The sequence below is a fragment of the Kitasatospora sp. NPDC093102 genome (assembly GCF_040683915.1).
GTDB lineage: Bacteria > Actinomycetota > Actinomycetes > Streptomycetales > Streptomycetaceae > Kitasatospora.
The window spans coordinates 110,565-135,021 of record NZ_JBFBFA010000016.1 but is presented as its reverse complement, the minus strand read 5'-3'; the positions used below and the strand labels follow the sequence as shown (position 1 = coordinate 135,021).

Here is a 24,457-nt window from a genome sequence, read left to right as displayed (position 1 = left end):
CTCGGCCAGACCGTCGTCATGGTCACCCACGACCCGGTCGCCGCCTCCTACGCCGACCGCGTCGTCTTCCTCGCCGACGGCCGCATCGTCGACGAACTCCACAACCCCACCGCCGACACCGTCCTGGACCGCATGCGCCGCTTCGACGCCAAGGGCCGCACCAGCTGACACACCGGCAGCCCGCCGACCCGTCCGAAGTCACCCGTCCCCGAGTACTCCCAGGACTGACACTCCCCCATGTTCCGCACCGCACTGCGCAACGTGCTCGCCCACAAGGGCCGACTGCTGATGACGGTACTGGCCGTCATGCTCGGCACCGCCTTCGTGGCCGCCACGCTGGTCTTCTCCGACACCTTCGGCAACGCGCTCAGGACCCAGAGTTCCAAGAGCTACACCGACATCGCCGTCGCGGTCAGCGACCGCGAGGCCTCGAACCTCAGCTACCAGCACGGTGACCGGGCCGTCGACAGCCCGACCCTCACCGAGGAGACCCGTACGAAGGTCGCCGCGCTGCCCGGCGCCGCCGAGGCCCGCGGTGTGGTCAGCGGCTTCGCCGGCATCGCCGACAAGAAGGGCGCGCTGATCGGCAACGGCTTCTCCACCACCGGCACCAACTACGTGCCGGGCGCCGACGGCACCGACCCGCGCTACCCGCTGGTCGAGGGCCGCGGCCCGAAGGACGCCACCGAGATCGCGCTGGACGCCAGGACCGCCGACAAGAGCGGCTTCAAGGTCGGCGACACGATCCGGGTCGCGGTCAACGGCCCGGTGATGAAGCTCAAGCTCACCGGCACCGTGAACACCAACGACCCGCGGGTGGTGGCCGGCGGCTCGCTGGCGGCCTTCGACACCGCCACCGCCCAGCAGCTCTACCTGAGCCCGGGCCGCTTCGCCGAGCTGGACGTCAAGGCCAAGCCGGGTGCCGACGACTCCGCGCTGCTCGCCGCCGTCAAGCAGGCCGTCCCGCAGGGCGACAACATCGAGGCCAAAACCGGCCGTGAGCTCGCCGACGAGCAGGACCGGATGATCAAGCAGGGCACCCAGGTGCTGAGCACCGCCCTGCTGGGCTTCGCGGGCATCGCGCTGTTCGTCGGGATCTTCATCATCGCCAACACCTTCACCATGCTGGTCGCCCAGCGCACCAAGGAGCTGGCCCTGCTGCGCGCCGTCGGCGCCACCCGCCGTCAGATCACCCGCTCGGTGCTGATCGAGGCGCTGCTGGTCGGCCTGACCGCCTCGGTGACCGGTCTGCTGGCCGGCATCGGGATCGCCGTCGGGCTCAAGGCACTGCTGAACGGCCCGTTCGACGCCAACCTGCCGGACGGCCCGCTGATCGTCGCCCCGAGCACGGTGATCGCCGCGATCGTGGTCGGCGTGCTGGTCACGGTGCTGGCGGCCTGGCTGCCCGCCCGCCGGGCCTCCCGGATCGCGCCGGTGGCGGCGATGAGCTCGGCCGAACAGCCCCCCACCCACAAGGGCCTGGTGGTCCGCAACACCATCGGTTCGCTGTTCTCCCTGGCCGGTGCCGTCGCGCTGGCGGCCGGCGTGGGCACCAAGGAGGTCAAGCTGGTCGGCGTCGGCGCGGGCGCGCTGCTGATAGGCGTGTTCGTCCTGACCCCGCTGCTGTCCCGGCCGCTGATCGCGCTGTTCGCCCCGCTGCTGCGCGCCCTGTACGGCACGCCGGGCAAGCTGGCCCAGGAGAACGCCGTCCGCAACCCGCGCCGCACCGCCGCCACCGCCTCGGCACTGACCATCGGCGTCACCCTGATCACCTCGCTGACCGTGATCGGTGCCTCGGTGAACCAGGCCATGGACAAGGTCACCGCGAGTGACTTCAAGGCCGACTACACGGTCGCGATGGAGAACATCTCCCCGCTCTCCCCCGAGGTCGCCGCCCAGATCGCCAAGGCGCCCGGCGTCAGCGTGATGAGCACGGAGCGCGACATGGCGGTCAAGACCGGGCAGAACGGGGAGGACTTCGAGTCGATCACCGCGGTGGACGCCGCGACCATCGACCAGCTGGCCACCGTCAAGGTCAAGGAGGGCTCCGCGGACGCCCTCAAGCAGGGCAAGCTGCTGGTCAGTTCGGGTCGGGCCGAGAAGGCCGGCTACAAGGTCGGCGACACCCTCACCGTCACCTACCCGGACGGCGCCAAGGGCTCGCTGACCGTCGGCGGCATCCTGGAGGCCAACATCGCGCTGGCCCCGGTGGTGGCCCCGGAGGCCGTGGTCGGCCCGCACGCGGCGCCCGGCTCCGGCGTGGACAAGGTCCTGGTCAAGGGCGTAAACGGCCCGACCGAGGAGCTGAAGCAGGCGCTGCGCGACGCGACCGGCGGCAACCCGCTGATCGCGGTCAAGGGTGCGAAGGAGATCAAGGCGGAGAACAGCCGGATCATCACCAACATCCTGAACCTGATGTACGGGCTGCTCGGCATGTCCGTGGTCATCGCGGTGCTCGGCGTGGTCAACACCATGGCGATGTCGGTGTTCGAGCGTCGCCGGGAGATCGGCATGCTGCGGGCGATCGGCCTGGACCGGCTCGGCATCCGCCGGATGATCCGGCTGGAGTCGGTGCTGATCGCGCTGTTCGGCGGGCTGGTGGGTGTCGGCCTCGGCGTCCTGGCCGCCTGGGCGGCCGTGCGCACGATGCCGAGCAGCCTCAAGGTCGTCACCGTGGTGCCGCCGGTGCAGACCGTCGGCTTCCTGCTCGCGGCCGCCGTGATCGGCCTGCTGGCCGCGCTCTGGCCGGCCCACCGGGCGTCCAAGCTCGACATCCTGGACTCGATCAAGAGCCAGTAGCGGTCCGGAAGTACGGAAGCCGGGAGCCCCCGGGACGGTTCTCATCGAACCGCCCCGGGGGCTCCGTCATGTCGTCAGCCGAACAGCACCGGTCAAAACGCATCAGGTGGGAACCGTCAGTTGAAGAGCACCTTCTCGTTGTTCGGCTGCAAGGTGCCGGTGGTCAGTCCGGCGGCCGGGACCAGCAGCTGGCCGGCCGGCTTGCCGTCGGTGCCGAGCACCTCGGCGGTGACCGGCGTGGTCTCGTCCGGCGCGGTGACCTGGAGGCCGGTGAGCACGTGGCAGGTCGGGTCCGACTTGTCACAGGCGCTCCACTTGAGGCCCGCGTAACCGGACTTGTTGGGCTTCAGGGTGACCAACACCGCCGGCCCGGGATGCGCATCGCGGTTGGTCGACAGCGCGTCGGCGCTGTTGTCGGCCTTCAGACCGCCGAAGCCCGGGTAGCCGTACAGCGTGCAGTTGTGGTCGCTCTTGTTCTTGATCGTCAGCATGGCCGAACCCGCGCCCTTGATCTGCACGGTGGCGGTGATCTCGTCGCTCTTGCACCGCGAACCGGCCGCCTGGCCGGCCATCGGGTCGCCGGGGACGGTGGCCCCGGCGGCGCTCGCCTTCGGGTCGCCCGGCTTGTCGTCCGTGTACTTCACGTCGTCGCACGCGGTCAGCAGTACGGTCGCCGCAAGGGCCGCAACACCGGCGGCGACTAACCTGGCAGGCCTGCGAACGGTCATGTTCCCCCCATGGGTGGGTAATGGCATGGAGCTGTCACTCTTAGTACGAAGGTCGTGGCGGAACGGTTCCACTGGGGCTGAGGTTTGTCAGAGCTGACCGCTTTTCTCCTTCTCCTGACTGGTTTCAGCCGGAACTGGCGAAAACCAGCGAGAATCAGCCCCACACAAGCGCCGTACAAGCGCCGTGCAAGCGCCGTGCAAGGGCCGTAACAAGCCTCGTACAAATGCGAAAACCGCCCTGCCCGGCGGGTGCCGGGCAGGGCGGTTGCGGTGCCGGAGCGCCGGATCAGGCGGCCGGTTCGGCGGCCACCGGCTGGGCGGGCTTGGCCTTGCCGCCGCCGAGGAGGTTGAAGAACACGGCCAGCGTCGGCAGCAGGTAGAGCAGCCAGACCACCAGCTGGAGCACCGTCGGGTCCGGCTGGAAGTTGAACACGCCCTTCAGCAGGGTGCCGTACCAGCTGTCCTTGGGGATGGTGCTGGAGATGTCGAAGGCCACGCTGTGCAGGCCGGGCAGCCAGCCGGCCTCCTGGAGGTCGTGCACGCCGTACGCGAGCACCCCGGCCGCGACCACGACCAGCATCGCGCCGGTCCAGGTGAAGAACTTGGCCAGGTTGATCTTCAGCGCGCCCCGGTAGAACAGCCAGCCGAGCACCATCGAGGTGAGCAGGCCGAGCGCGGCGCCGACCAGCGGGTTCCAGCCGTCGCCGGTGGCCTGGACCGCGGTCCAGATGAACAGCGACGTCTCCAGGCCCTCGCGGCCGACGGCCAGGAAGGAGGTGACCACCAGGGCCGCGGTGCCCATCGCGATCGCCGCGTCCAGCTTGCCGTGCAGCTCGGACTTCAGGTGCCGGGCGGTGCGCCGCATCCAGAACACCATCCAGGTCACCAGACCGACCGAGATGATCGACAGCGAGCCGCCGAGCGCCTCCTGGGCCTCGAAGGTGAGCTGCGAGGAGCCGAACTGCAGCACCGCGCCGAAGGCCATGGAGAGCGCCACGGCCGAGCCGACGCCGATCCACACCGGCGGCAGCTTGTCCTTGCGGTCGGTCTTGACCAGGTAGGCGATCAGGATGCAGACGACCAGGCTGGCTTCGAGGCCTTCGCGCAGGCCGATCAGGTAGTTGCCGAACACGCGGGCTCCTGGGGGGTGTAGAGGCGGTACGAGGGGGATGCGAGGGGATCAGCCGAACAGGGCCTGGCCCCACCACTCCCCCGGCTTGCGCACGCCCGCCGGGCAGGCGAAGTGGGCGGAGCCGACGTGCTGGATGTACTCGTTGAGCTTGTCGCTCGCCGCGAGCTTCTGCTGGAGCGGGACGAAGGCCTTGCGGGTGTCGCGCTGGTAGGCGAGGAAGAACAGCCCCGCGTCCAGGCGGCCGAGGCCGTCGGTGCCGTCGGTGAAGGAGAAGCCGCGGCGCAGGATCATCAGGCCGCTGTTGGCGTCCGGGTGGGCGAGCGCGACGTGCGAGGTCGCGGGCATCGCCTTGAGGTCCGGCGCGTCGTGCTCCTTGCCCTTGCCGTACGGGGCGCCCTCGCCCTTGGTGCGGCCGAAGGTGTCCTCCTGATCCTTGAGCGAGGCGCGGTCCCAGGTCTCGATGTGCATCCGGATCCGCCGGGCGACCAGGTACGAGCCGCCGGTCATCCACTCCGGACCGTCGCCGGGGGCTGCCCAGACGTGGTCGGCCAGCTTCGCGGTGTCGGTGCCCGCGATGTTGTGGGTGCCGTCCTTGAACCCCATCAGGTTGCGCGGGGTCTGCTCGTCCGGGGTGGTCGAGGAGGTCTTGCCGAAACCGAGCTGCGACCAGCGGATGTTGACGGTGCCCATGCCGATCCGGGCCAGGTTGCGGATCGCGTGCACGGCGACCTGCGGGTCGTCGGCGCAGGCCTGGACGCAGAGGTCGCCGCCGCTGCGGGCCGGGTCGAGCTTGTCGCCCTTGAAGTTCGGCAGGTCGATCAGGGCCTCGGGCCGCTTGGCCTGGAGGCCGAAGCGGTCCACGCCGTCCTTCTCGAACAGGCTCGGGCCGAAGCCGATGGTCAGGGTGAGCCGGGAGGCGGGCAGGCCGAGGGCCTCGCCGGTGTCGTCCGGCGGCGCCTCCGGCGAGCCGGGCACCGCGCCGCTGCCGACCTCGCGGCCGCCGGTCATCGCGGCGGCCGCCTTGGTCCACTCCTTGAGCAGCTTGACCAGGGATTCCCGGGTGGCCTTCTCGGAGACGTCGAAGGCGGCGAAGTGCAGCCGGTCCTGGACCGGGGTGGAGATGCCCGCCTGGTGCTCGCCGTAGAACGGCACCTCGGCGCCGACCGGGGCGGCCGCCGGGACGGCGTCGTCCTGCCGGGTCGCCGCGGCGACCGAGCCGACGGCCGCGGCGCCGAGTGCGACGCCCGCACCGGCCCAGCCGATGACGGCGCGCCGGCTGACCGCGCCCCTGGTCCCGGTGGCGTCGGCGGCGGCCGGCGTCCCGTTCTGCTGCTCGTTCTCCGCGTCCATCTGCGGGCGGGCCCTTCTGCTGTGCTGGATCGTGCGCTGGCCCACGGAGGCCGTGGCCCCCGGATCGCGGGCCGCCACGGCGTCGGTGGGGGTGGTACTCCGGGTGTGCGTGGCCGGTTACTTGACGACCACGGCGGCGGCCAGCTTCGACAGCGGCTCGCTCAGCGAGTTGACCGCGTCGGAGAAGGTCTTGCGCTCGGCCTCGGTGACCTTGTCGTAGGAGGTGAAGGTGCCGTCGGCCTGCTTGTACTTGGCCAGCAGGGTGTTGATGGCGGCGAACTCGGAGTCCAGCGTCTTGGCCAGCTCCGCGTCCTTCTCGGAGGCGACCGGCTTCAGCAGCTCGAAGGCCTTCTGCGCCCCCTCGACGTTGGCCTGGAAGTCCGCCAGGTCGGTGTGGCTGTAGCGCTCCTCCTCACCGGTGATCTTGTTGGTGGCGACCTCGTCCAGCAGCTCCTTGGCGCCGTTGGCCATGCTGGTCGCGGTGATCTCGGCCTCGGGGATCTTCTTCTGCCAGTCCTTGAGGTCGGCGACCAGCTGGTCGGCGAGCTTCTTCTCGTCGTCGCCGATCTTCGCGTCGACCCAGAGCGACTTCTCCAGCTTGTGCCAGCCGGTCCACGCCTGGCCCGGCTCCAGCTTGTCCTCGCGGGTATCGGTCTTCGGGTCGACGTCGCCGAAGCTCTCGGCGACCGGCTCGGTGCGCTCCCAGCCGGTGCGCGAGGGCGCGTACAGCGACTTGGCCTTCTCCAGGTCGTCCGCCTTGATCGCGGCGGCGAAGGCCTCGACGGCCGGGATGGTGGCGTCGGCCTGCTCCTGGGCGTACTTGCGGTAGGCGTCGACGGCGGCGGCCAGGCGCGGGTCGGCCGGCGCGGCGCTGCCGCCCTCGCCGGTGACGGTGATCTTCTGGCGGATGCCGTTGCCGACCATGCCGGGCTTGCAGGCGATCTCGTACGAGCCGGCCTTGATCTCGGCGTTGATGCTGGCCTTGGTACCGGGGCCGATGTTCTCGCGCTCGGTGATGATCTTGTCGCCGTCGCCGTAGACGTAGACCTCGGTGGTCTTGGAGCCCTTGTTGCTGATGTCCAGCACCACGTGGCCAGCCGGGAAGCTGGTCGTGGAGACCTCGCAGGCGCTGTCGGTCGCGTTCACCTTGACCGCGTCGGAGGAGGCCGCCTTGTCGTCCTTCTTGGACGCGCAGCCGGCCAGGGTTGCGGTCGCCACGGCGAGGGTGAGCAGCGCGGCTGCGGTGGAACGGCGACGGGCGGACATGCGGGCTCCAACGGAAAAGGGCATGGGTGTGCCGAGGCAGTGCGGCCGGCTGGGGACCAGCAGGCCATCATTAGCTAAGGCATACCTTAGCTAAGGAAGATTTTCCGTCCACACCCACCCCCTGAACCGTTACCTTCCCGGTGTGCGGCGGGCGGCGGCCCGGGCCGTCCAGCGGCCCTCGTGGCGGCTGATCCGGATCGGGTGGCCGAAGGTCTCGCTGATCAGCTCCGTGGTCATCACCTCGTCCACCGGCCCGGCCGCGACGCACTCGCCCCCGCGCAGCAGCAGGGCGTGGGTGGTGCTCTCCGGCAGTTCCTCCAGGTGGTGGGTGACCAGCACGCTGGCCAGCTCCGGGTGCTGGTGGCGCAGCAGGTCCAGGCTGTCCAGCAGCAGTTCCCGGGCAGTCAGGTCGAGCCCGGTGGCCGGCTCGTCGAGCAGCAGCAGACGGGGGCTGGGCATCAGCGCGCGGGCGATCAGCGCCCGGCCGCGCTCGCCCTGGGACAGCGTGGTCCATGCGGCCTCGGCCATCGCGCGCATGCCGAGCGTCTCGATCAGCTGCTCGGCCCGCTCCAGCGCCTCCGCGGCCGGCTTGCGGTGGAACTCCGGCTCGATGGTGTTGGTGTGCCCGGTGAGCACCACCTCGCGCACGGTCAGCGGCGAACGCAGCGGGTGGCGCGGGTTGACGTGCCCGAGGTGGGCGCGCAGCTCGCGGATGTCCACCCGGCCGAGCCGGCGGCCGAGCACGTCCACCTCGCCGCGGGTGGGGTGGGAGACCGCACCGAGCAGCGCGAGCAGGGTGGACTTGCCCGCGCCGTTCGGGCCGAGCAGCGCCCAGTGCTCGCCGGGCCGGATCTCCAGGGTGATCCCGCGCAGCAGGTGGCGGCCGTCGCGCACGACGTCCACGTCCCGGGTGCGCAGCAGCGGCCCGGCGAGGTCGGGGGCGGACGAGTTCATGGCAGCGGGACTCCGATCGCGGCGCCGGGCAGGGTGCGGCCGGGGCGCCGCACCGGACGGGCCGGCGCCGTCCGTCCGCGTGCAGAGTACTACCGGCCTCCGGTGGCGGGCCGGGCCGTCCGAGGGGTGGACGCACCAGAACCCTGTTGCCCGAGGGGAGTTGGGAGGAGGGTCGCGCCTCCGAGGGGGCGAGGCGGGACGAGGTCGCCACGTCGCCCGCGTGGACCGCCGCCCGGCCGCCGGTCCAGGCCTCCACCCATCCGTCCATGGGGCGGAAGCCTAGGGCCTGGGGTCAGAGTGCCAACAGCCCCGCAGCGGTGGGACGCAGGCCGCAGGCGTCGAGGTAGAAGGGGCGCAGGTGCGGCTCGAAGTCCACGTGCAGCCAGGCGCAGCCGGCCGTGCGGGCGCCGTCGGCGGCCTCGGCGACCAGCCGGGTGGCGACGCCCTGCCGCCGGGCGTCCGGGGCGACCACGGTGTCGAGCAGGAAGGCGTGGGCGCCGCCGTCCCAGGCGAGGTTGACGAAGCCGGCCAGGGCGCCGTCGGCCGTGCGGCGGGCGGTGACCCAGCCGAGGCTGTGCCGCTCGAGCCGGGCGAGCCACTCGCCGGCGGGTTCGCCTCCCGGGTGGCCGAAGCCCTCGGCGTGCAGGGCGTCGAGTTCGGGGTCGGCGAGCGGGCCGCGCCACTGGTAGTCGATCGTCACGACGGCACTGTAGAGCCCTTGTTAACTTTCGATCATTTTTTATGGACCAAGGACACGACTTGGCAAAGTTATGACCTTTCCTCTAGCTGAACCTGACTGATCGCCGTCAATCTCTGTCGCAGCTCCTTTCCCTGCACAGCTACCCCCACTGGAGTCAGAGTGACCCCCACGCCCTCCTCCCGCCGTGCCCGCGTGGCCGGAGCCGTCGCGATCGTCGCCGCCCTCGCCGGCGCCACCGTTCCGGCCGCCACGGCCTCCGCCGCCACCGGCACGCGCGAGGCCGCGATATCCCAGGCCCGCGCCAACGTCGCCCGCAACGCGGGAGTGTTCGGCTTCGGCGCCGGCCAGGACCTCGTGCTCAAGGACGTCGTACTGGACGCCGACGGCGCCTCGCACGTCCGCTTCGACCGCACCTTCCAGGGCCTGCCGGTGGTCGGCGGCGACCTGGTCGTCCACCAGGACGCCAAGGGCAAGCTCAAGGACTCCTCCCGCGCGGCCGCCCACGACGCCGCCGTGAAGTCGACCGTCCCGAAGGTGACCGCGCAGTCCGGCGCGGCCGGCGCACTGGCCGCCGCCCCGGGCGTCAAGGACGCCGTCAGCACCCCCGAGCTGGTCGTCTGGGCCGCCGACGGCACGCCCCGGCTGGCCTGGCGCACCACCGTCGAGGGCACCGGCGAGCACGGCCAGCCGGCGGGCAAGGTGGTCGTCACCGACGCCACCACCGGCGAGCAGATCGAGTCCTACGACGCCGAGCACCAGGCGTCCGGCACCGGGAACTCCGAGTACACCGGCACGGTCACCATCGACACCACCGCCAAGACCGGCGGCGGCTACACCCTGACCGACCCGGTCCGCGGCCACGTCACCAAGGACGCCAACAATCTCTCCGCGAGCTCGCTCAAGGCCACCTCCGGCACCCCGTTCAACAGCACCACCAACGTCTGGGGCGACGGGAAGAAGTTCTCCTCCGACCGTTCCACCGCCGCCGTCGACGCCCACGCCAACACCGCCTGGACGTACGACTACTACAAGAACGTCCACGGCCGCAGCGGCATCAAGAACGACGGCAAGGGCGCCACCGTCTTCGTCCACGTCGGCACCAACTGGGACAACGCCCAGTGGTCCGACACCTGCTTCTGCATGATGACCGGCGACGGCGACGGCACCACCGACCCGGAGCAGGTGGACCTCGACACCATGGGCCACGAGATGACCCACGGCGTCACCAGCGCCACCGCCAACCTGCGTTACAGCGGCGAGTCCGGCGGCCTCAACGAGTCCACCAGCGACATCTTCGGCACCATGGTCGAGTTCTACGCCAACAACGGCGTCGACACCGGCGACTACCTGTTCAGCGACCAGTCCACCCCGCCGTGGCTGCGCCGCTTCGACAAGCCCTCGTTGGACGGCCGCTCGGCCGACTGCTGGAGCAGCAGCGTCGGCAAGCTCGACGTGCACAACTCCTCGGGCGTCGGCAACCACTGGTTCTACCTGGCCAGCGAGGGCAGCGGCAGCAAGACCCTCAACGGCGTCACCTACAACAGCCCGACCTGCAACGGCTCCACGGTGACCGGCATCGGCCACGACAAGATCGCCAAGATCTGGTACCGCGCGCTGACCGTCTACATGACTTCCACCACCAACTACAAGGGCGCCCGCGCCGCCTCGCTGAACGCGGCCCGCGACCTGTACGGCGCCGGCAGCACCGAGTACAACGCGGTCGCGGCGGCCTGGAGCGGGGTCAGCGTCAGCTGACGACCGTCCGTCAGTGGTCGAACCCCACGTGGCAGTGGTCGTGGTGGGTGTCGTCGGTGAAGAACTGGTTGCCGACGCCCGGAAGCGCCACCGGACCGCCCACGTTGTACGAACCGGCGGCGGCCGCGTCCCGTATGAAGGACTCGACCAACTGCCGGGGCGTGCCCGGGTCGACCACGGCCAGGCCGTCGATCCGCCAGACGTCGAAGGCCCGGCCCAGCGGATGGTCGCTGGGCCGGGTCGTCCCGAAGACGTCCAGCGGGTGGCCGGTCCGCACCACGCTCACCGACAGCGTGTACGGGCCGGCCAGCCGCAGCATCGCCTCCAGCACGCTGTCGTGCACCGTGCCGCTGCGCAGGTCGGCGGCCGCCTCGGGCGGCAGCTCGATCCGGGGCTCGGCCAGCACCCGGGCCACCGCGGACGGCGGCGGGGCGGCGGCGGGGCCGGCGGCCCCCGGATGCAGCCCGGTGACGGTCCAGCGCGGTTCGGCCCGGCTGAGCCGGACGTCCACCGTGGTGCCGCCCTCGGCCACCGAACCGTCCGGGCCCCGCGTCCACTGACGGCAGACCACCAGCACGCTCGCCGAGTCGTCGAGGATGCCTCCGTACTGGGCGACGATCACCTCCAGGCTCGCCTCGGTCGCCGCCGGGGCCAGCGGGCCCGCCTGGTCCGCCAGCGCGGGCGGCAGGCCGCGCGCCGCCACCCGGGCCCGGGCCGCCTCCACGCCCTGGCCGCCGGGCGGCCAGGCGCCGAGCACGGCGACCAGCTCGACGGCACGGCGTTTGACGTCGGGCTGGATCTCGCCGGGGCCGGGCTGCCACGAAGGCGGGCGGGGCAGCGGGGTGGGCGTCGGTGTGGGCGTCCCGGCGGGAGTTGCGGCCGGGCTCGTGCCCGTCACCTGCGGATTTCCCCCGCCCGTACACCCCGCCGCGCCCAGCACCAGCGCCGCCGCACCCGCCCGCAGCAGCCCGCGCCGGTCCGGGCCCCGGCCACCGTCTCCACCCGTCATGCCGCCAGTATGCGACTCCGGGCATCCCGAGCGCCGGAGGCGTCAGCCCAGTCGGCGGATCGGCTCGCCCGCCAGGAAGGCCGCGATGTCCTCCACCGCCTCGCCGTAGTAGCGCCGGTAGTTGTCCTGCGACACGTACCCCAGGTGCGGGGTGGCCAGCAGCCGGGGCGCGGTGCGCATCGGGTGGTCGGCGGGCAGCGGCTCGATGTCGAAGACGTCCACCGCTGCGCCCGCGATCCGGCCCCCGGTGAGCGCGGCGAGCAGCGCGTCCTGGTCGACGATCGCCGACCGGGAGGTGTTGACCAGGTAGGCCCCGGGCCTCATCGACGCCAGCTCGGCGGCACCGATCAGCCCCCGGGTGCCCGCGTTGAGCGCGAGGTGGATCGAGACGAAGTCGCTCCCGCGGAGCAGCTCCTCCTTGGTGGCCGCGCGCCGCACGCCCGCCCCGGCGGCCCGCTCGTCGGTCAGGCTCCGGCTCCAGGCGAGCACGTCCATGCCGAAGGCCAGACCGACCTCGGCCACCCGGCCGCCGATCCGGCCGAGGCCGAGCAGCCCGAGCGTCCGGCCGTGCAGGTCCGCGCCGACGGTGCTCTGCCAGGGGCCGCCCTCGCGCAGCGCGGTGCTCTCCTGGACGATGCCGCGGGCCAGGCCGAGCAGCAGCGCCCAGGTCAGTTCGACCGGCGGGGTGCCGGAGCTGGCGGTGCCGCAGACCGTCACCCCGTGCGCCTCGGCGGCCGCGAGGTCGATCGCCGCGTTGCGCATCCCGGAGGCGATCAGCAGCCTGAGCCGCGGCAGCCGGGCGAACAGCGGGGCCGGGAAGGGCACCCGCTCGCGCAGGGTGACCACGATGTCGAACTCGGCGAGGGCGGTGGCGAGTTCCTCCTCCGAGCCGAAGTGCTCGCGGAAGGCCGTCACCGCGACCCGGTCGGCCACCGGGGACCAGTCGGCGCTGCTGGTGGCGACGCCCTGGAAGTCGTCCAGGACGGCGCAGCGAAGGATCGGAAGCGTCATGCCGGCAGCTTCCCAGACCACCCCCGCCACCTGGCGCGGAGGGTCCCGCCGACGACCGCCGGTCTGTCGGACCGGCCCGCGGAGGGGGAGCGGGCTCCCGGCCGCCGACCGGCTACGGCAGGTCCGGGGGCCGCAGGCCGTAGCCCTCCTCGGTCCGCACGATCCAGGAGGGCTCGCCGAGCTTCGTCCTCAGCACCGTCATCGGGTACCTCAGCTCATGGGGGTGGAACGGTGCGTTGTAGACCTTCCACATGATCGAGTACGGCTCGTGCACACCCTCGCCCAACTCGACCAGGCCGCGCAGCAGTTTGACGTCGGCACGGTGGAGCTGTACCTCACGGCCGTCCACGGTGACGACCCGGGTGTCCAGGTCGATGACCAGGCGCCCGTCGAAGGCGGTCAGCGAGCCCTGCGGCTCGGGGACCCGGCCGAAATGGTTCCGGATCCAGTCCGCCACGGCCTGGTCGTCCATCGGCTGAGCGCCTACCGCGTTCTCCTTCTCCACACCGGGCAGCCTAACCGGCGGCGCCCGAGGCCGACCAGGCCGCGTTCCAACCGGCCAGCTCGGCCGGGCGGTTGGTGACGATCCCGTCCACGCCCGCCGCCGTGAGGGCCTTCCAGCGGGCGGGCTGGTCGACCGTCCAGACGTTGACGGCCACGCCGGCGGTGTGCAGCTCCCTGACCACGTCGGGGCGGGCGGAGAGCGCGTCGTCCGAGGGGTTGTAGGCGGCCAGGCCGAGGTCGCGGGCGGTGGCGACCGGGTCGGTGTCCAGGGTGGCGCGCAGAAGCCCGAGCGGCAGTTCGGGCGCCAGCTCACGGGTGTGGCGCAGGGCGTCCACCTCGAAGCTCTGGACGAGGACCCGGTCGGCCATGCCGTGGTCGCGCACCTCCCGGACGATCCGGGCGACCTCGTCGCGGGTGTGCGGCCCCTTGATCTCCAGCAACAGCCTGCCGCCGCGGGTGCGCAGGTCCTCCAGCTGAGCGGCGAGGGTCGGCAGTCGGGCGCCCGCGTACACCGGGGCGAACCAGGAGCCGGCGTCCAGCGCGTCCAGCTGCCCGGCGGTCAGGTCCCGGATCCGGCCGGTGCCGTCGGTGGTGCGGTCCACGGTGTCGTCGTGCAGCACGTACGGCACGCCGTCCTTGCTGGGCTGGACGTCGTTCTCGATCCACTCGGCGCCGGCCCGGCGGGCCACCTCGTCCGACACCAGGGTGTTCTCGGGCGCGGCGGAGGAGGCGCCGCGGTGCGCGTACACGGTCGGCGGCGCACCGGCCGGGCGGAGCCGGGCCTCGGAGATCGGGGCGGCCGGCCGTACGGGTGCCCCGGTGAGCGCGACGGCGCCGAAGGCGGCCCCGAGCAGTGCGGCGACGAGGACGGTCCGATGGCGACGGGGGTGCCGGGGGTGCCGATTGGGTGTCATGTCCCGCACGGTACGGGCGTCCGGCGCATCCGGCCCGATGACACCGGTGAGCCCGGCCGACATTGCGGTAGTCGGGGGAACGCGTGCTCACCCCTCCCCCAGTGGCGCCAACAGCGCCTCCGCCGACGCCGTCCTCGCGTACAGCACCGACCGCCCGGCCCGGTGGGCACTGACCAGACGGGCGTCCCGCAAGGCCGTCAGGTACTGGGACACCGCCGAGGACGAGAGCCCGGTGCGCCGGGCGAGCTCGGTCGTGGACGCCGGGGCCGCCAGCTCCGCCAGCAGCCGGGTGCGGGACCGGCCGAGGACGGCGGCCAGGGCCTCGGTGCCGGCCGCCGGGGCTGCCGCCCACAGGGTGCCGGTGCCGCGCGCCGGGTAGGCGAGCTGCGGCGGATCCGGCGGGACGAGGCGGGAGTAGAGCGCCGGGCCGGTGAAGACGGACGGGATCAGCAACAGGCCCGCTCCGGCCGTCCGGCCGGGCAGCGGGCGGGTGCGGTGGCGCAGCCGAAGCGTGCCTTCCGTCCAACGGAGCCCGGCGTGCAGGTCGTTCAGCACCCGCGCCGCCCCGTGCTCGGCCGCCTGGCGGGCGCGGTGCAGCACGTCCGCGTCCAGAACGGCGCGGATCCGCGCCCAGTACGGGGCTAGCGCGAGCTCCCAGTACGCCTCGACCGCCTCGGTGAGCCGGCCGAGCCCGCCCGCCGGATCCCCGTACAGGGCGCGCAGCCGGGGGCCGAGCCCGTCGCCGTCCCGCAGCCGGTCGAGGTCGCGGCGGACCCGCTCGGCCGGGGTGGCCCGGATCGCCGCCAGCTCCTGGGCCAGTGTGGGGGCCGGCCCGTCCGGGGCCGGGTTGAGGAAGTCGGGCACGTAGCCGGTGGGCGGGACGAGTTCCGCGAGCAGCCCGTACGCCGGGCCGAGCGCCGCGAGCCGGGGCCGCACCTGCTCCGCCCACGGCTGGTGGACGGCGTGCGGGAGGCCCGAGCGCAGCAGGCGCAGACTCGGGCCGACCTCCCACATCGGGGAGACCGCGAAGCGCATCCGGGCCAGGTCACCCGCCGTGAACAGCAGCTCGGCCGCCACACCCCCACCCCCATGGATTCAGACATGTTCGAATCACTGGCGGTCAGGCTAGTGCACTGCCGATCATGATCGGCATGACTTCCGACAGCACCGCAACCGCCGCCGTCACCGCCGCCGCCTCCGGCACCTGGAAGCTCGGCGACCGCACCGTCCACCGGATCGGCTTCGGCACAATGCGCCTGCCGCAGACCGGCCCGGCGCTCGTCCCGCACGCCGTCCCGCGCGACCGCGAGCAGGCGCTGCGGGTGCTGCGCCGCGCGGTCGAGCTGGGCGTGAACCACATCGACACCGCGGCCTTCTACTTCTCCCCGCTGCGCTCCGCCAACGAGCTGATCAACCGGGCGCTCGCGCCGTACGCCGACGACCTGGTGATCGCCACCAAGGTCGGACCCGGCCGGGGCCTCGGCGGCGAGTGGGTCGAGCACGCCCGCACCCCCGAGCGGCTGCGCGCCCAGGTGGAGCAGAACCTGCGCCAGCTCGGCCGCGACCACCTCGACCTGGTGAACCTGCGCATCCTCGGCACCGACTCGGTCGCCGAACGCTTCGGCGCACTGGCCGAGTTGCGCCAGGCCGGGCTGATCCGGCAGCTGGGCCTGTCCAACGTCCACCCGCACCAGCTCGCCGAGGCGCAGACCATCGCACCGGTGGTCTGCGTGCAGAATCCGTACGGCATCGGGGCCACCCCGGCACAGGACGAGCTGCTGCGGATCTGCGGGGAGCAGGGCATCGCCTTCGTCCCCTTCTACGCGATCGCCGGCGCCGGACGGCAGGACGGAGCCGGCGCGGCCGAGCCCGCCCAGGTCCGGGCGGTGGCCGAGGCGCGCAGGGTGAGCACCGCGCAGGTGCGGCTGGCCTGGACCCTGCACCGCGGCCCGCACGTGCTGGCCATCCCGGGCACCGGCGACGTGGCGCACCTGGAGGACAACATCGCGGCCGGGGCACTGCGGCTGTCGGCGGAGGAGCTGGCGCTGCTGGACGCGGCCCACGCGGGCTGAGCCGTGCGAGGAGGCCGGGGACTTCGTGCCGTACGTGCCCGCGCGGGAGGAACTTCCCGACGACAGCGCCGCGTTCGTGCTGGACCGCCTCTCGTCCACCACGGCGCAGGAGCGGGCCGACGGCGAGGTGCTGGCGCGGCGGGCCGTCGATAGGTTCACCGGGCCGGTGCCGGGCGGGGAGGAGCGGCACGAACTGGTCGTCACCCACGCGTTCCTGATCGGCTGGCTGGTCCGGCACGCGCTGGACGCCCCCGCCTGGCGCCGGCTCGGCCTCAACGCCGCCAACGCGGCGCTGACCGTCCTGCGCTACGCATCCGGCCGGCCGCCGGTCGTGCTGCTGCTGAACGACCAGGGCCACCTGCCGGAGGAGCTGCGCTGGACCGGGTTCCCGCCCCAACTCCGCTACTGACAAGGGACCGAGGGCCCGTCGACAGGAATATGCAGATCGGTCTATTATCGCCGCATGGGAGTCAAGGGTGAGGAGACCCGGGCTCGGCTGATCGCCGGCACCAGGGAACTGATCGAGGCGCAGGGCTACTTCGGGACGGGCCTCAATCGGATCGTGGCCGCCACCGGCGCCCCGCGCGGCTCGCTCTACTTCCACTTCCCCGGCGGCAAGGACCAGTTGGTGGCCGCCGCGCTCACCCAGGCCGGCCAGGAGGTCGAGGCGCTGCTCGCCGGCCTGGCCGCCGAGGGCGCCGATACCACCGCCCTCGCCGAGCGCCTGATCGTGGCCTTCGCCGACCGGCTGGAGCAGTCCCGCTACACCAGCGGCTGCCCGATCGCCACCGTCGCCCTGGAGGTGGCCGGCACCAACGAGACCCTGCGGACGGTCTGCTCCGAGCTGTACGCCGGCTGGCAGCAGGTCCTGGCCGGCCGGCTGGAGGGCGAGGGCTTCGGCCCGGCGGAGGCCGAGGTCGCTGCCGGGCAGGTGCTCGCCCTGCTGGAGGGTGCCGTCCTGCTCGCCTCCGTCCGGCGCAGCCGCGAACCGCTGGACCACGCCCGGCACGCCGTCCGGCAGTTGCTCGGCCGCGGGTAGGCGGTGCACGGGCGGGGCGCTCCACGCCTCCACCTGCTCAAAAAATATGCAGACCGGTCCCTCGACCGGTGAGGTGCCGTCGGACGAGTGTCCACACCGCTGTGCCGGATGACGTACGCGGACTATCACGGCGCCCTCCACGTACGACGCGAAAACCCGCTTGTCGCGCTGTGGAGAATCGGGAGCGTGGCCATCAGCAGAGAACGAGCCATCGAACTCGTCGAGTCACTCCTGGCAGAAATACCGCCGTGGACACGCGAGTTGGCGATCCGTGCGGTCGTCGAGCACGCCCTCGGGTGGGTCGTCTCCTGGAACAGCGCCGGGTTCGCCCGCACCGGCGACCGGCAGTACGCCCTCGTGGGCGGCGGGCCCTATCCGGTGGACCGGCACGACGGGAGCGTCCACCACATTCCCGTCACCACGTTCGTGGCCGAGGACTGGGCGGCGCTCCACCTCCGGCAGGTCAAGGGCATCCGGCCGCCCGACCCCTTGGCAGCGGAAGTCCGCGGGCTCGCGCAGACGGAAGGGGCCGTCGCGGCCATGGCCCGGCTGCGCCGGCGGGCGCCTCGGCTGAGACTCCTCCAGGCCAAGGCGTACCCGCCGGCCGTACGGGAGGGGGCCGAGCCGCCCGAGACATTGGCGGACCTGACCGAGGAGAAGGCCGTCTGCCCTCCCCTCCCGATCGAGACCGTCCGGCGGGGCCGAGGCTGAGCGGCTACGCCTCCCGCTCGAAGAGCAGTGCCGTCCAGTGCACCCCGTCGCGGCCGTGCAGGTCGGGGCGAGTGGCACGGTGGAGGAGGTGGAGGCCACAGGCGGCGGCGAAGGTGATGGTGGGCTCGGGCGGGAGGTCGAACATGCGGCGGCCGGGCGGGACGGGACCGTGGCGGAGGGTGAGGGCGAGCCGGCCGGCGGGGGCCAGGAGGCGGGTGAGCGCAGCCATGGCGGGGGGCCGCTCCGCAGGGGCGAGGTGCATCCAGACGGCGGTGAGCAGGACGAGGTCGTAGCGTTCGCCCTCGGCGACGAGCAGCGGCAGCCCGGGCAGCGCGTCGGCGACCCAGCGCACGCCCGAGCCGGCGTGCAACCGTTCGCCGACGGCGCGGAGTTCGGGCGTCGGCTCGGCGGCGACCACCCGGTGGCCGAGGGCGGCGAGGGCGGCGGCGTCGCGGCCGGTGCCGGCGCCGACGTCGAGGACGGACGCGGGTGGGGCCGGGTACAGGTGGTGCAGCTCCCGGTGCACCTCGGCGAAGCTCACGCTCTCGTACTGCACGGCGAGTTGATCCGCCGCCTCGCCGTACCCGGCGGTGCCGGCGGGCGCGTTCACTCCGCCTCCCGGACGGCCACCGCGTCGCCGGCCGCGGCCGCGGCCGCGAAGAAGTCCCGCAGCTCGCGCAGGTCGTGGACGACGAGCGCCGCCCAGGTCTCGGACCAGGGCGTCGGGTACCCGAGGCGAGCGACCGTGCGGGCGAGCACGCCGCCCTGCTGGCGGACGAGTTCGCCGAGCGCCGAGGCGCGCAGGAGGGCGGAGGCCGTCGCGACCTGTTCGGGGCGCAGCACCGGAATGGAGCCGCCCGGCAGCGCCCCGCCCGGTTGGTGCCGTCCGCCGCCGTAGACGGGCAGTCGGGCGGCCGGGTCGGGGTGCAGGCCGTTCTCGGTGAGTGCGAGTTCCATCAGGACGGCGGTGCGCCGCACGCCGAGGGCGAGCCCGGCGGCGGCGAGCCGGTCGTACCGGACGTCGCGGTCGCGCGGCACGAGTTCGCCGAGTTCCTCCGGCGAGCAGGTGTCCACGGCCCGACCCGGCAGACGGCACCAGAAGTGATCCACACTCACCCGCCCAGCGTAACGGAGCCGGCGCTCCCGCACCGTTCCGGTTCAGGCCGTCCAGAGCCCGTTCAGGCCGTCCCGAGCCGGTTCAGGCCTCGCCGGGGTGCCAGGCGGGCCATTCCCAGGGACGGTCGGCCCAGTGGACCCGCTGGGGGTCGCGCGGGTCGAGGTCGGGGAAGAGCTGGTGGACGCGGGGCTCGAACTCCTCTGGTGCGAGCGGCTCCCAGCCATGGCCCTCGAAGTGGACGAGGCGGTAGCGGCTGTCGGTCCGGAACTCGGCCACCTCGACCAGGGGCTTGGACGTGCTGTTGGTCTCCATGCCCCCAGCATGTGGCGCGGTGGCAATCAACGCCCGTCCAAACCCCTCTTCCGGGTCATGTCCCGGCGTCGGCGGGCTCGTTGAGCACGGAAAGGTTCGAGGGGGGCCACTGGAAGGAGGAGCACATGACTGGGCAGCCCACCGGAGGACCATGGCAGTGGCCGCAGAACGCCTGGCAGCCGCCGCCGGTCCCCGCGAACCCGCCACCGCCGTGGTCCACCGCCACGGCGCCGAGGCGCCTGTCGCGCAAGGCCTGGACGGCCACGATGGTCGGGACGGGAGCCGTGCTGGCCTCCGTCCTGGCGATGTGCGGGCCGGGGTCGGGTGACGAGGTCCGCGTGGCGGCGGTGCCGGACGCCACGCCCTCCGCCTCGGACCCGGCAGCACCGCCGCTGCCGGCCTCCCCGTCGCCCGCCACGCCCGCGCCGTCCCCACTGCCACCGCCCACCCCGGGGGTGGCGCTCCCGGCAGGGGCGGGCAGGCCGGGCGCGGCGGCGACCACGTCCGGTGCCGGGACCGGCCCGACGGCCGACGCCCAGCACGCCTCGGCGAGCGCGCACCCCAAGCCGGGGCACACTCCGCACGCCGACGCACCGGCCCGCGGCCCGTCGGGCCCGCCCGCCCCGGCGAGTCCCGGGGCGGGCGCAAGCGGCGGCCGGAGCACCATCTGTGCCCAGGCCGAGCGGGCGGGCCACTGGCCGGCCGGGTCGGAGCAGGCCCGGATCTGCCACAGCATCTACGGCTGAGCCGACGGCGGCCCCGGAGCCACGGACACCGCCGGACCGGTCGGGGCCCCCAGCAGGCCCCTGTCCAGCCGGGGCGCCAGCACCCGGGCCAGGGTGTCGGTGATGTGCCCGGTGTCCCGGTACAGCACCACGCCCTCCAGCACGGCCGGGCAGGAGGGCCCGGTGCCGGGGCAGAGCAGCGGCCCGAGGTCCAGGGTCCGTACCCCGTACCGGGCCGCGAGCCCGCCGTCCAGCACGGGGTCGGGCTCGAAGGCGGTGTCGCGCGGAAAGAAACAGGCGTCCGAGCGCCCGTCGGAGGCGGCCAGACAGGCCGGGATGTCCTTGCCGGGCATCGGGGTGTCGCCGAGGTAGGCGAGCGGGGCGCCGAGCGCGGTGAGCCGGTCCAGGGTGCGGGTCCAGCCCTCGGTGCGCTCCTCCTGGCTCCCGTAGCGGTTGAGCCCCGCCATCAGGACCAGGCGCGGCTTGGGCCCGGAGGTCAGCCGGGTGAGGGTGTTCTCGCGCCAGCGGTCGCACTCCTCGAAGGTGCGGCCGAGCACGTTGTTGCGCACGGTGAGGGTGGCCAGCGGGCAGCCGGGCTTGACCAGGACCTCCAGGGCCCAGTGCCGCTGCTCGGCCAGGGCGAGGGCGGCGGAGATCCACTGCCCGGCGTGCGAGTCGCCGAGCAGCACGATCCGGTCGGGGCTGTCCTCGGCGCCGAAGAGGCAGCGCGGGCTGGTGTCGGCGTTGAGCGGGATCTCGCAGCCCTTGCCGGGCGGGAAGTCCTCCCGGGCCCGGGCGAGCGAGGGCGTCAGGGCGAGCACCCGGATGCCGGGGGCGAGCAGGCTCGGGCCGTCGGCGGCTCCGGCCGGGGCCGCCGCGGGCGCGGAGGAGGGGTCGCCGAGAGCGCGCATGGTGCCGCCGCCGAGGGTGAGTGCGGCGATCAGCGGGATGACCAGGGCGCTGGCGCCGACCGCGAGCCCGCGCCGGGGCGCCGGGCTGCTGCCGTACCGCAGCGGCTGCTCGACCAGCCGCAGGGTGAGCCAGGCGGGCAGCGCGCCGGCGGCGGTGAGCGCGAGCAGGGTGGTCCAGGGCAGCACGCCGTACCGGGCCTGGGCGATGGTCAGTATCGGCCAGTGCCACAGGTACCAGGCGTACGAGAGCCGTCCGGCGGCGCGCAGCGGGCGGGTGGCGAGCAGCCGCCCGGCGTCGGCGGCGCCGAGCGGGCGGTGCCCGGCGAGCAGGACGGCGGCGGTGCCGAGGACGGGCAGCAGTGCGGCGGTGCCGGGGAAGGGGGTGTTGCGGTCGTACAGGAACACCGGCGCGAGCACTGCCGCGAGGCCCAGCCAGCCGAGCACCCGCAGCGACCACGCCACCGGACGCCGCTCGGCGCGGGCGGCCAGGGCCGAGCCGGCCAGCGCCGCGCAGGCGCCGGCCGCGAACTCCCAGAGCCGGCTGCCGGTGGAGAAGTAGGCGAGCGGCGCGGAGGTGGCCGTCCAGCGCAGGCAGAGCGCCAGCGAGACGCCGCCGACGGCCACCGTGGCGAGGGTGATCGCCACGGTGCGGCGGCGCCCGTACAGGTAGCGGGCGAGGCCGAACAGCAGCACGCCCCAGAGCAGGTAGAACTGGTTCTCCACGCCCAGCGACCAGAAGTGCTGCAGCGGGCTGGGGTCGTGTTCGGCGGCCAGGTAGTCGGTCTGCCGGCCGACGAAGCGCCAGTTGGCGAACTGGCCGGCGGAGGCGATCAGGTCGCGGGCGAGGTCGGTGCCGCGCAGCGGGTCGAGCAGGGCGCCGCCTGCAACGGCGGTGGCGACGAGCACGGTGGCGGCGGCGGGCAGGATGCGTCGGGCGCGGCGGGCCGCGAAGTCCCACAGGCCGAGCGGGCGGCCGACGAGCAGGCCGGTAATCAGGAAGCCGGAGATGACGAAGAAGACGTCGACGCCGACGAAGCCTCCGGTCAGGCCCGGGACGGCGGAGTGGAAAGCGAGGACGGAGAGCACGGCGACGCCGCGCAGCCCCTCGATGTCGGGGCGGAAGGCGGTGCGGCGGCGGGCCTGCCCGCTCTCGGCGACGGCGGCGCGCTGCGGGGCGGCGGGTTCCCGGTCCACCCGGACGACGCCGGGCAGCAGTTCGACGGCCCCGGAGGCGGCCCCGGAGGCGGGCCCGGAGGCAGAGGCGAAACCGGAGGCCGGAGCGGGTTCCGGTGTACCCGATGCGGCGGCGGAGGACGACGGTGGTGGTACGGCCGTTGACACGGCGGTGCTCCTTGCAGGGTGGCAGCGGTGGTCGGGCCCGCCGGGCCGATGGGGCGGCCGGGCGGTCTCCGCGCCGGTGGGGCGACGCGCAAGGAAACGCAACGATCAATCGGTGGAGCGATACTGACGGGGCATCAGAAGATCAGCGGATCGGCCCAGCCGGAGGCCAGCAGCCCGCACAGCAGCAGCACGGTGGTGACGGCGACGGCCTCGGCCCGGCCGAACCCGAGGTCGGAGCGGCCCCGTGCGGGCGCGGCGACCTCGCCGACGGCACCCTTGCCGCCCTTGGCCCCGTTCAGCAGCGGCCACAGCTCCCGGATCAGCGGGATCATGGTGTACGCGGTGAGCGCGAGCAGCCCGGCGAGCGCCCAGTACGGCCGCCAGCCGTACAGCAGCGCGGCCCGGACCAGTCCGGCGGCGCCCGCGAGGACGACGAACCCGAGCCAGCCGACCCCGATCCGGGCGACGGCGCGGGCGAGCGAACTGCCACCGGACACGGCGCCGGTGGGCACCCAGTCGGCGGAGCGGCGGCGCAGCGCGTGCGCGATGGCGACCACGTGGCAGAGCCCGCCGAGGAGTTGGACCCGGGTGACCTCGAAGCGCCAGCGGGTGCGGGACATCGCGGGCAGCAGCACCAGGGCGACCCAGATCGGCGGCAGGAACGGCAGCACCTGCCAGGGCTGGATCTCCTCGGGCCGGAAGAACAGCAGGATGAGGGCGGGCAGCGGCACGGCGAAGACGTTCACCGCGCTGGTGACGTAGCCGAGGATGCCGTTCCAGAAGCAGAGCCGGGCGGACCGGGAGAGCGGCCCCCGGCGGAAGTCCGGGTCGCGGACCAGGGCCAGGGAGCCGAGGCACCAGCGGTACTGCTGGCTGATGAAGGCCGGCAGGCCGGTGGGCGACATGCCCTTGGCGACCAGTGCGGGGACGTAGCGGGTGGCCCATCCGGCGCGGGCGAGGGCGAGGCCGGTGTAGAGGTCCTCGCTGTGGTCGATCTCGGCGAAGCCGCCGATCCGCTTCAGTGCGGCGCGGCGGTAGAGGGCGTTGGTTCCGCAGCAGACGGTGCCGTCCTGTGCGTCCCGGGAGGGCTGGATCCAGCGGTAGAAGATCTCCTGGGTGGCTCCCGCGGCGCGTTCGAGCCAGGACATGTCTGCGTCCGTGTCGAAGCACTGCGGGCTCTGCACGATGCCGACCTCGGGGTTGTCGAGGTAGGGCACCAGGTGGTGCAGGAAGTCGGGGCGGGGGCAGAAGTCGGCGTCCAGGACGGCGACGATCTCGCCGGTGCCCTCGGCCAGGCCGTGGTTGAGGTTGCCGGCCTTCTTGAAGCGGCCCCGGTCGGGGCGGGCGCGGTACAGGAAGCCGTAGGACTCGGCGAGTTCGCGCACCTCGGGGCGGCCGGCGTCGTCGAGGACCAGGACGGTGAGCCCGCCGGGCCACCGGACGGCCGCGGTGTGCCGGTAGGCGTTGTCGAGGACGGCCAGCGGTTCGCCGGCGGTCGGCAGCAGCAGGTCCACGCTCGGGGCGCGGGCGGGGCTCCAGGCGCGCAGCAGCAGGTCGTGCGAGTCGCGGGTGAAGCGCCGGGCGCGCTGGCCGTCGGTGAGCGAGAGCAGCCAGGTGGCCGCGTTGAGCACGGTGAGCACCAGGAACGGCCAGAGCAGCGGCCGGCTGAGGGCGAACAGGCCGAGTGTGGCGGTGGCTCCCGCGTAGGAGAGGGTGGCGCAGAGCAGCACCCAGCGGCGCTGCGGGCCGAAGTACCAGTAGAGCTCCTCGTCGCCGGGCGGACCGGGCAGTCGATGACCGTCGGGGTCCGCGGGTGTCCGGCGCGGACCGGTGTCGGGTGCGGGCATGGCGGTGCCATGGAGAACGGGCATGCGGAAATGGCCCCCCTGGGCAGCGGACGGAACGTGGCCGTTCGCACCCACCTTCTCATATTGGCCTAGACCAATAATGAACGAGGTATGACATCTCCGCATCGCCCCAGCTCAGCGACTTGACAGCGCGCCACCTGCGGAAACCGGTCGAGCCGGACTGAACCGAACCCCGAGGGCGGGCCGTTTCAGCAGGCCGTCAACTCCCTGTCACAGCCGTCAACTTCTGCATTGATCGC

22 protein-coding genes and 2 pseudogenes are annotated in these 24,457 nt (G+C 73.2%); 8 read left to right on the top strand and 16 right to left on the bottom strand.

The genetic code is table 11. The features are described 5' to 3' along the window. Together AB0O11_RS21915 and AB0O11_RS21910 are read left to right on the top strand one after the other, a co-directional pair. Positions 1-168: pseudogene (locus AB0O11_RS21915) on the top strand (ABC transporter ATP-binding protein); the annotation flags it as partial. Positions 169-237: 69 nt separating this feature from the next. Beyond that, positions 238-2,799 carry an FtsX-like permease family protein gene (locus tag AB0O11_RS21910; protein ID WP_363389439.1) on the top strand — a complete coding sequence of 854 codons (2,562 nt, stop codon included), beginning with the start codon at positions 238-240 and terminating at the stop codon, positions 2,797-2,799. Positions 2,800-2,915: 116 nt separating this feature from the next. Here AB0O11_RS21910 and AB0O11_RS21905 read toward each other — a convergent pair whose 3' ends face one another. From AB0O11_RS21905 to AB0O11_RS21880, 6 genes are all read right to left on the bottom strand, one after another. After that, the gene (locus AB0O11_RS21905; protein WP_363389436.1) at positions 2,916-3,527 is read right to left on the bottom strand and encodes a DUF4232 domain-containing protein; all 612 of its coding nucleotides are present in this window, start codon (positions 3,525-3,527) and stop codon (positions 2,916-2,918) included. Between the two features lie 286 nt (positions 3,528-3,813). Further along, a complete protein-coding gene (gene efeU / locus AB0O11_RS21900; protein WP_363389433.1) occupies positions 3,814-4,659 on the bottom strand; it encodes an iron uptake transporter permease EfeU in 846 nt (281 codons plus the stop codon). Between the two features lie 48 nt (positions 4,660-4,707). Further along, complete coding sequence (gene efeB, locus AB0O11_RS21895) at positions 4,708-6,009, bottom strand: iron uptake transporter deferrochelatase/peroxidase subunit (protein WP_363389430.1); 1,302 nt, start codon at positions 6,007-6,009, stop codon at positions 4,708-4,710. Between the two features lie 117 nt (positions 6,010-6,126). Further along, positions 6,127-7,275: an iron uptake system protein EfeO gene (gene efeO, locus AB0O11_RS21890; RefSeq protein WP_363389428.1), complete on the bottom strand. Its 1,149-nt coding sequence runs from the start codon at positions 7,273-7,275 to the stop codon at positions 6,127-6,129. Between the two features lie 129 nt (positions 7,276-7,404). Then, on the bottom strand, positions 7,405-8,229 hold the full coding sequence (locus AB0O11_RS21885) for an ATP-binding cassette domain-containing protein (protein WP_363389425.1): 825 nt from the start codon (positions 8,227-8,229) through the stop codon (positions 7,405-7,407). 292 nt (positions 8,230-8,521) lie between these two features. Beyond that, a complete protein-coding gene (locus tag AB0O11_RS21880) occupies positions 8,522-8,929 on the bottom strand; it encodes a GNAT family N-acetyltransferase (protein ID WP_363389422.1) in 408 nt (135 codons plus the stop codon). A gap of 159 nt (positions 8,930-9,088) precedes the next feature. On the opposite strand from AB0O11_RS21880, the gene AB0O11_RS21875 reads away from it, so the two are divergent. Continuing rightward, positions 9,089-10,684 carry a M4 family metallopeptidase gene (locus AB0O11_RS21875; RefSeq protein ID WP_363389420.1) on the top strand — a complete coding sequence of 532 codons (1,596 nt, stop codon included), beginning with the start codon at positions 9,089-9,091 and terminating at the stop codon, positions 10,682-10,684. A gap of 10 nt (positions 10,685-10,694) precedes the next feature. On the opposite strand, the gene AB0O11_RS21870 is transcribed toward AB0O11_RS21875, so the two are convergent. The 5 genes from AB0O11_RS21870 to AB0O11_RS21850 all read right to left on the bottom strand — a co-directional run bounded on the left by AB0O11_RS21870 (position 10,695) and on the right by AB0O11_RS21850 (position 15,199). Next, positions 10,695-11,693, bottom strand: a complete 999-nt coding sequence (locus tag AB0O11_RS21870; protein ID WP_363389417.1) for a hypothetical protein — start codon at positions 11,691-11,693, stop codon at positions 10,695-10,697. A gap of 42 nt (positions 11,694-11,735) precedes the next feature. Next, positions 11,736-12,704, bottom strand: a complete 969-nt coding sequence (locus AB0O11_RS21865; RefSeq protein WP_363389414.1) for a D-2-hydroxyacid dehydrogenase family protein — start codon at positions 12,702-12,704, stop codon at positions 11,736-11,738. A 112-nt stretch (positions 12,705-12,816) separates the two neighbouring features. Then, positions 12,817-13,209, bottom strand: a complete 393-nt coding sequence (locus tag AB0O11_RS21860) for a hypothetical protein (protein WP_363389412.1) — start codon at positions 13,207-13,209, stop codon at positions 12,817-12,819. A gap of 10 nt (positions 13,210-13,219) precedes the next feature. After that, positions 13,220-14,122: a glycerophosphodiester phosphodiesterase family protein gene (locus AB0O11_RS21855; RefSeq protein WP_363389410.1), complete on the bottom strand. Its 903-nt coding sequence runs from the start codon at positions 14,120-14,122 to the stop codon at positions 13,220-13,222. 87 nt (positions 14,123-14,209) lie between these two features. Beyond that, positions 14,210-15,199 (bottom strand): ArsR family transcriptional regulator, encoded by a 990-nt coding sequence (locus tag AB0O11_RS21850; RefSeq protein ID WP_363389408.1) that lies wholly within the window; start codon positions 15,197-15,199, stop codon positions 14,210-14,212. Between the two features lie 74 nt (positions 15,200-15,273). On the opposite strand from AB0O11_RS21850, the gene AB0O11_RS21845 reads away from it, so the two are divergent. From AB0O11_RS21845 to AB0O11_RS21830, 4 genes and pseudogenes are all read left to right on the top strand, one after another. Continuing rightward, entirely contained in the window at positions 15,274-16,194 is a 921-nt protein-coding gene (locus AB0O11_RS21845) for an aldo/keto reductase (RefSeq protein WP_363389406.1), read from the top strand. A gap of 7 nt (positions 16,195-16,201) precedes the next feature. Beyond that, positions 16,202-16,603: pseudogene (locus AB0O11_RS21840) on the top strand (histidine phosphatase family protein); the annotation flags it as partial. A gap of 54 nt (positions 16,604-16,657) precedes the next feature. Beyond that, the gene (locus AB0O11_RS21835) at positions 16,658-17,233 is read left to right on the top strand and encodes a TetR/AcrR family transcriptional regulator (RefSeq protein WP_363389404.1); all 576 of its coding nucleotides are present in this window, start codon (positions 16,658-16,660) and stop codon (positions 17,231-17,233) included. 186 nt (positions 17,234-17,419) lie between these two features. Beyond that, positions 17,420-17,944 (top strand): YrhB domain-containing protein, encoded by a 525-nt coding sequence (locus AB0O11_RS21830; RefSeq protein ID WP_363389402.1) that lies wholly within the window; start codon positions 17,420-17,422, stop codon positions 17,942-17,944. Positions 17,945-17,948: 4 nt separating this feature from the next. Here AB0O11_RS21830 and AB0O11_RS21825 read toward each other — a convergent pair whose 3' ends face one another. The 3 genes from AB0O11_RS21825 to AB0O11_RS21815 all read right to left on the bottom strand — a co-directional run bounded on the left by AB0O11_RS21825 (position 17,949) and on the right by AB0O11_RS21815 (position 19,373). Beyond that, positions 17,949-18,554, bottom strand: coding sequence for a class I SAM-dependent methyltransferase (locus tag AB0O11_RS21825; protein WP_363389399.1), 606 nt, complete (start codon positions 18,552-18,554; stop codon positions 17,949-17,951). Continuing rightward, positions 18,551-19,060 (bottom strand): hypothetical protein, encoded by a 510-nt coding sequence (locus AB0O11_RS21820; RefSeq protein ID WP_363389397.1) that lies wholly within the window; start codon positions 19,058-19,060, stop codon positions 18,551-18,553. The genes AB0O11_RS21825 and AB0O11_RS21820 overlap by 4 nt, the downstream gene beginning before the upstream one ends. An 82-nt stretch (positions 19,061-19,142) precedes the next feature. Next, the gene (locus AB0O11_RS21815; protein WP_224284564.1) at positions 19,143-19,373 is read right to left on the bottom strand and encodes a hypothetical protein; all 231 of its coding nucleotides are present in this window, start codon (positions 19,371-19,373) and stop codon (positions 19,143-19,145) included. A 125-nt stretch (positions 19,374-19,498) separates the two neighbouring features. On the opposite strand from AB0O11_RS21815, the gene AB0O11_RS21810 reads away from it, so the two are divergent. Then, a complete protein-coding gene (locus AB0O11_RS21810) occupies positions 19,499-20,119 on the top strand; it encodes a hypothetical protein (protein ID WP_363389394.1) in 621 nt (206 codons plus the stop codon). Here the strand turns inward: AB0O11_RS21810 and AB0O11_RS21805 are convergent. Continuing rightward, positions 20,110-22,350: an acyltransferase family protein gene (locus tag AB0O11_RS21805; RefSeq protein WP_363389391.1), complete on the bottom strand. Its 2,241-nt coding sequence runs from the start codon at positions 22,348-22,350 to the stop codon at positions 20,110-20,112. The genes AB0O11_RS21810 and AB0O11_RS21805 overlap by 10 nt on opposite strands. A gap of 134 nt (positions 22,351-22,484) precedes the next feature. Beyond that, positions 22,485-24,221 carry a cellulose synthase catalytic subunit gene (locus AB0O11_RS21800; RefSeq protein WP_363389388.1) on the bottom strand — a complete coding sequence of 579 codons (1,737 nt, stop codon included), beginning with the start codon at positions 24,219-24,221 and terminating at the stop codon, positions 22,485-22,487. Positions 24,222-24,457 lie beyond the last annotated feature (236 nt).

What these genes read in the sequence shown, in the direction of transcription:
- AB0O11_RS21845 (WP_363389406.1), top strand. Translation starts at nt 15,274, where the DNA reads ATGACTTCCGACAGCACCGCAACCGCCGCCGTCACCGCCGCCGCCTCC.
- AB0O11_RS21835 (WP_363389404.1), top strand. Translation starts at nt 16,658, where the DNA reads ATGGGAGTCAAGGGTGAGGAGACCCGGGCTCGGCTGATCGCCGGCACC.
- AB0O11_RS21870 (WP_363389417.1), bottom strand. Translation starts at nt 11,693, where the DNA reads ATGACGGGTGGAGACGGTGGCCGGGGCCCGGACCGGCGCGGGCTGCTG.
- AB0O11_RS21905 (WP_363389436.1), bottom strand. Translation starts at nt 3,527, where the DNA reads ATGACCGTTCGCAGGCCTGCCAGGTTAGTCGCCGCCGGTGTTGCGGCC.
- AB0O11_RS21855 (WP_363389410.1), bottom strand. Translation starts at nt 14,122, where the DNA reads ATGACACCCAATCGGCACCCCCGGCACCCCCGTCGCCATCGGACCGTC.
- AB0O11_RS21815 (WP_224284564.1), bottom strand. Translation starts at nt 19,373, where the DNA reads ATGGAGACCAACAGCACGTCCAAGCCCCTGGTCGAGGTGGCCGAGTTC.
- efeO (WP_363389428.1), bottom strand. Translation starts at nt 7,275, where the DNA reads ATGTCCGCCCGTCGCCGTTCCACCGCAGCCGCGCTGCTCACCCTCGCC.
- AB0O11_RS21810 (WP_363389394.1), top strand. Translation starts at nt 19,499, where the DNA reads ATGACTGGGCAGCCCACCGGAGGACCATGGCAGTGGCCGCAGAACGCC.
- AB0O11_RS21910 (WP_363389439.1), top strand. Translation starts at nt 238, where the DNA reads ATGTTCCGCACCGCACTGCGCAACGTGCTCGCCCACAAGGGCCGACTG.
- AB0O11_RS21865 (WP_363389414.1), bottom strand. Translation starts at nt 12,704, where the DNA reads ATGACGCTTCCGATCCTTCGCTGCGCCGTCCTGGACGACTTCCAGGGC.
- efeB (WP_363389430.1), bottom strand. Translation starts at nt 6,009, where the DNA reads ATGGACGCGGAGAACGAGCAGCAGAACGGGACGCCGGCCGCCGCCGAC.
- AB0O11_RS21800 (WP_363389388.1), bottom strand. Translation starts at nt 24,221, where the DNA reads ATGCCCGTTCTCCATGGCACCGCCATGCCCGCACCCGACACCGGTCCG.
- AB0O11_RS21885 (WP_363389425.1), bottom strand. Translation starts at nt 8,229, where the DNA reads ATGAACTCGTCCGCCCCCGACCTCGCCGGGCCGCTGCTGCGCACCCGG.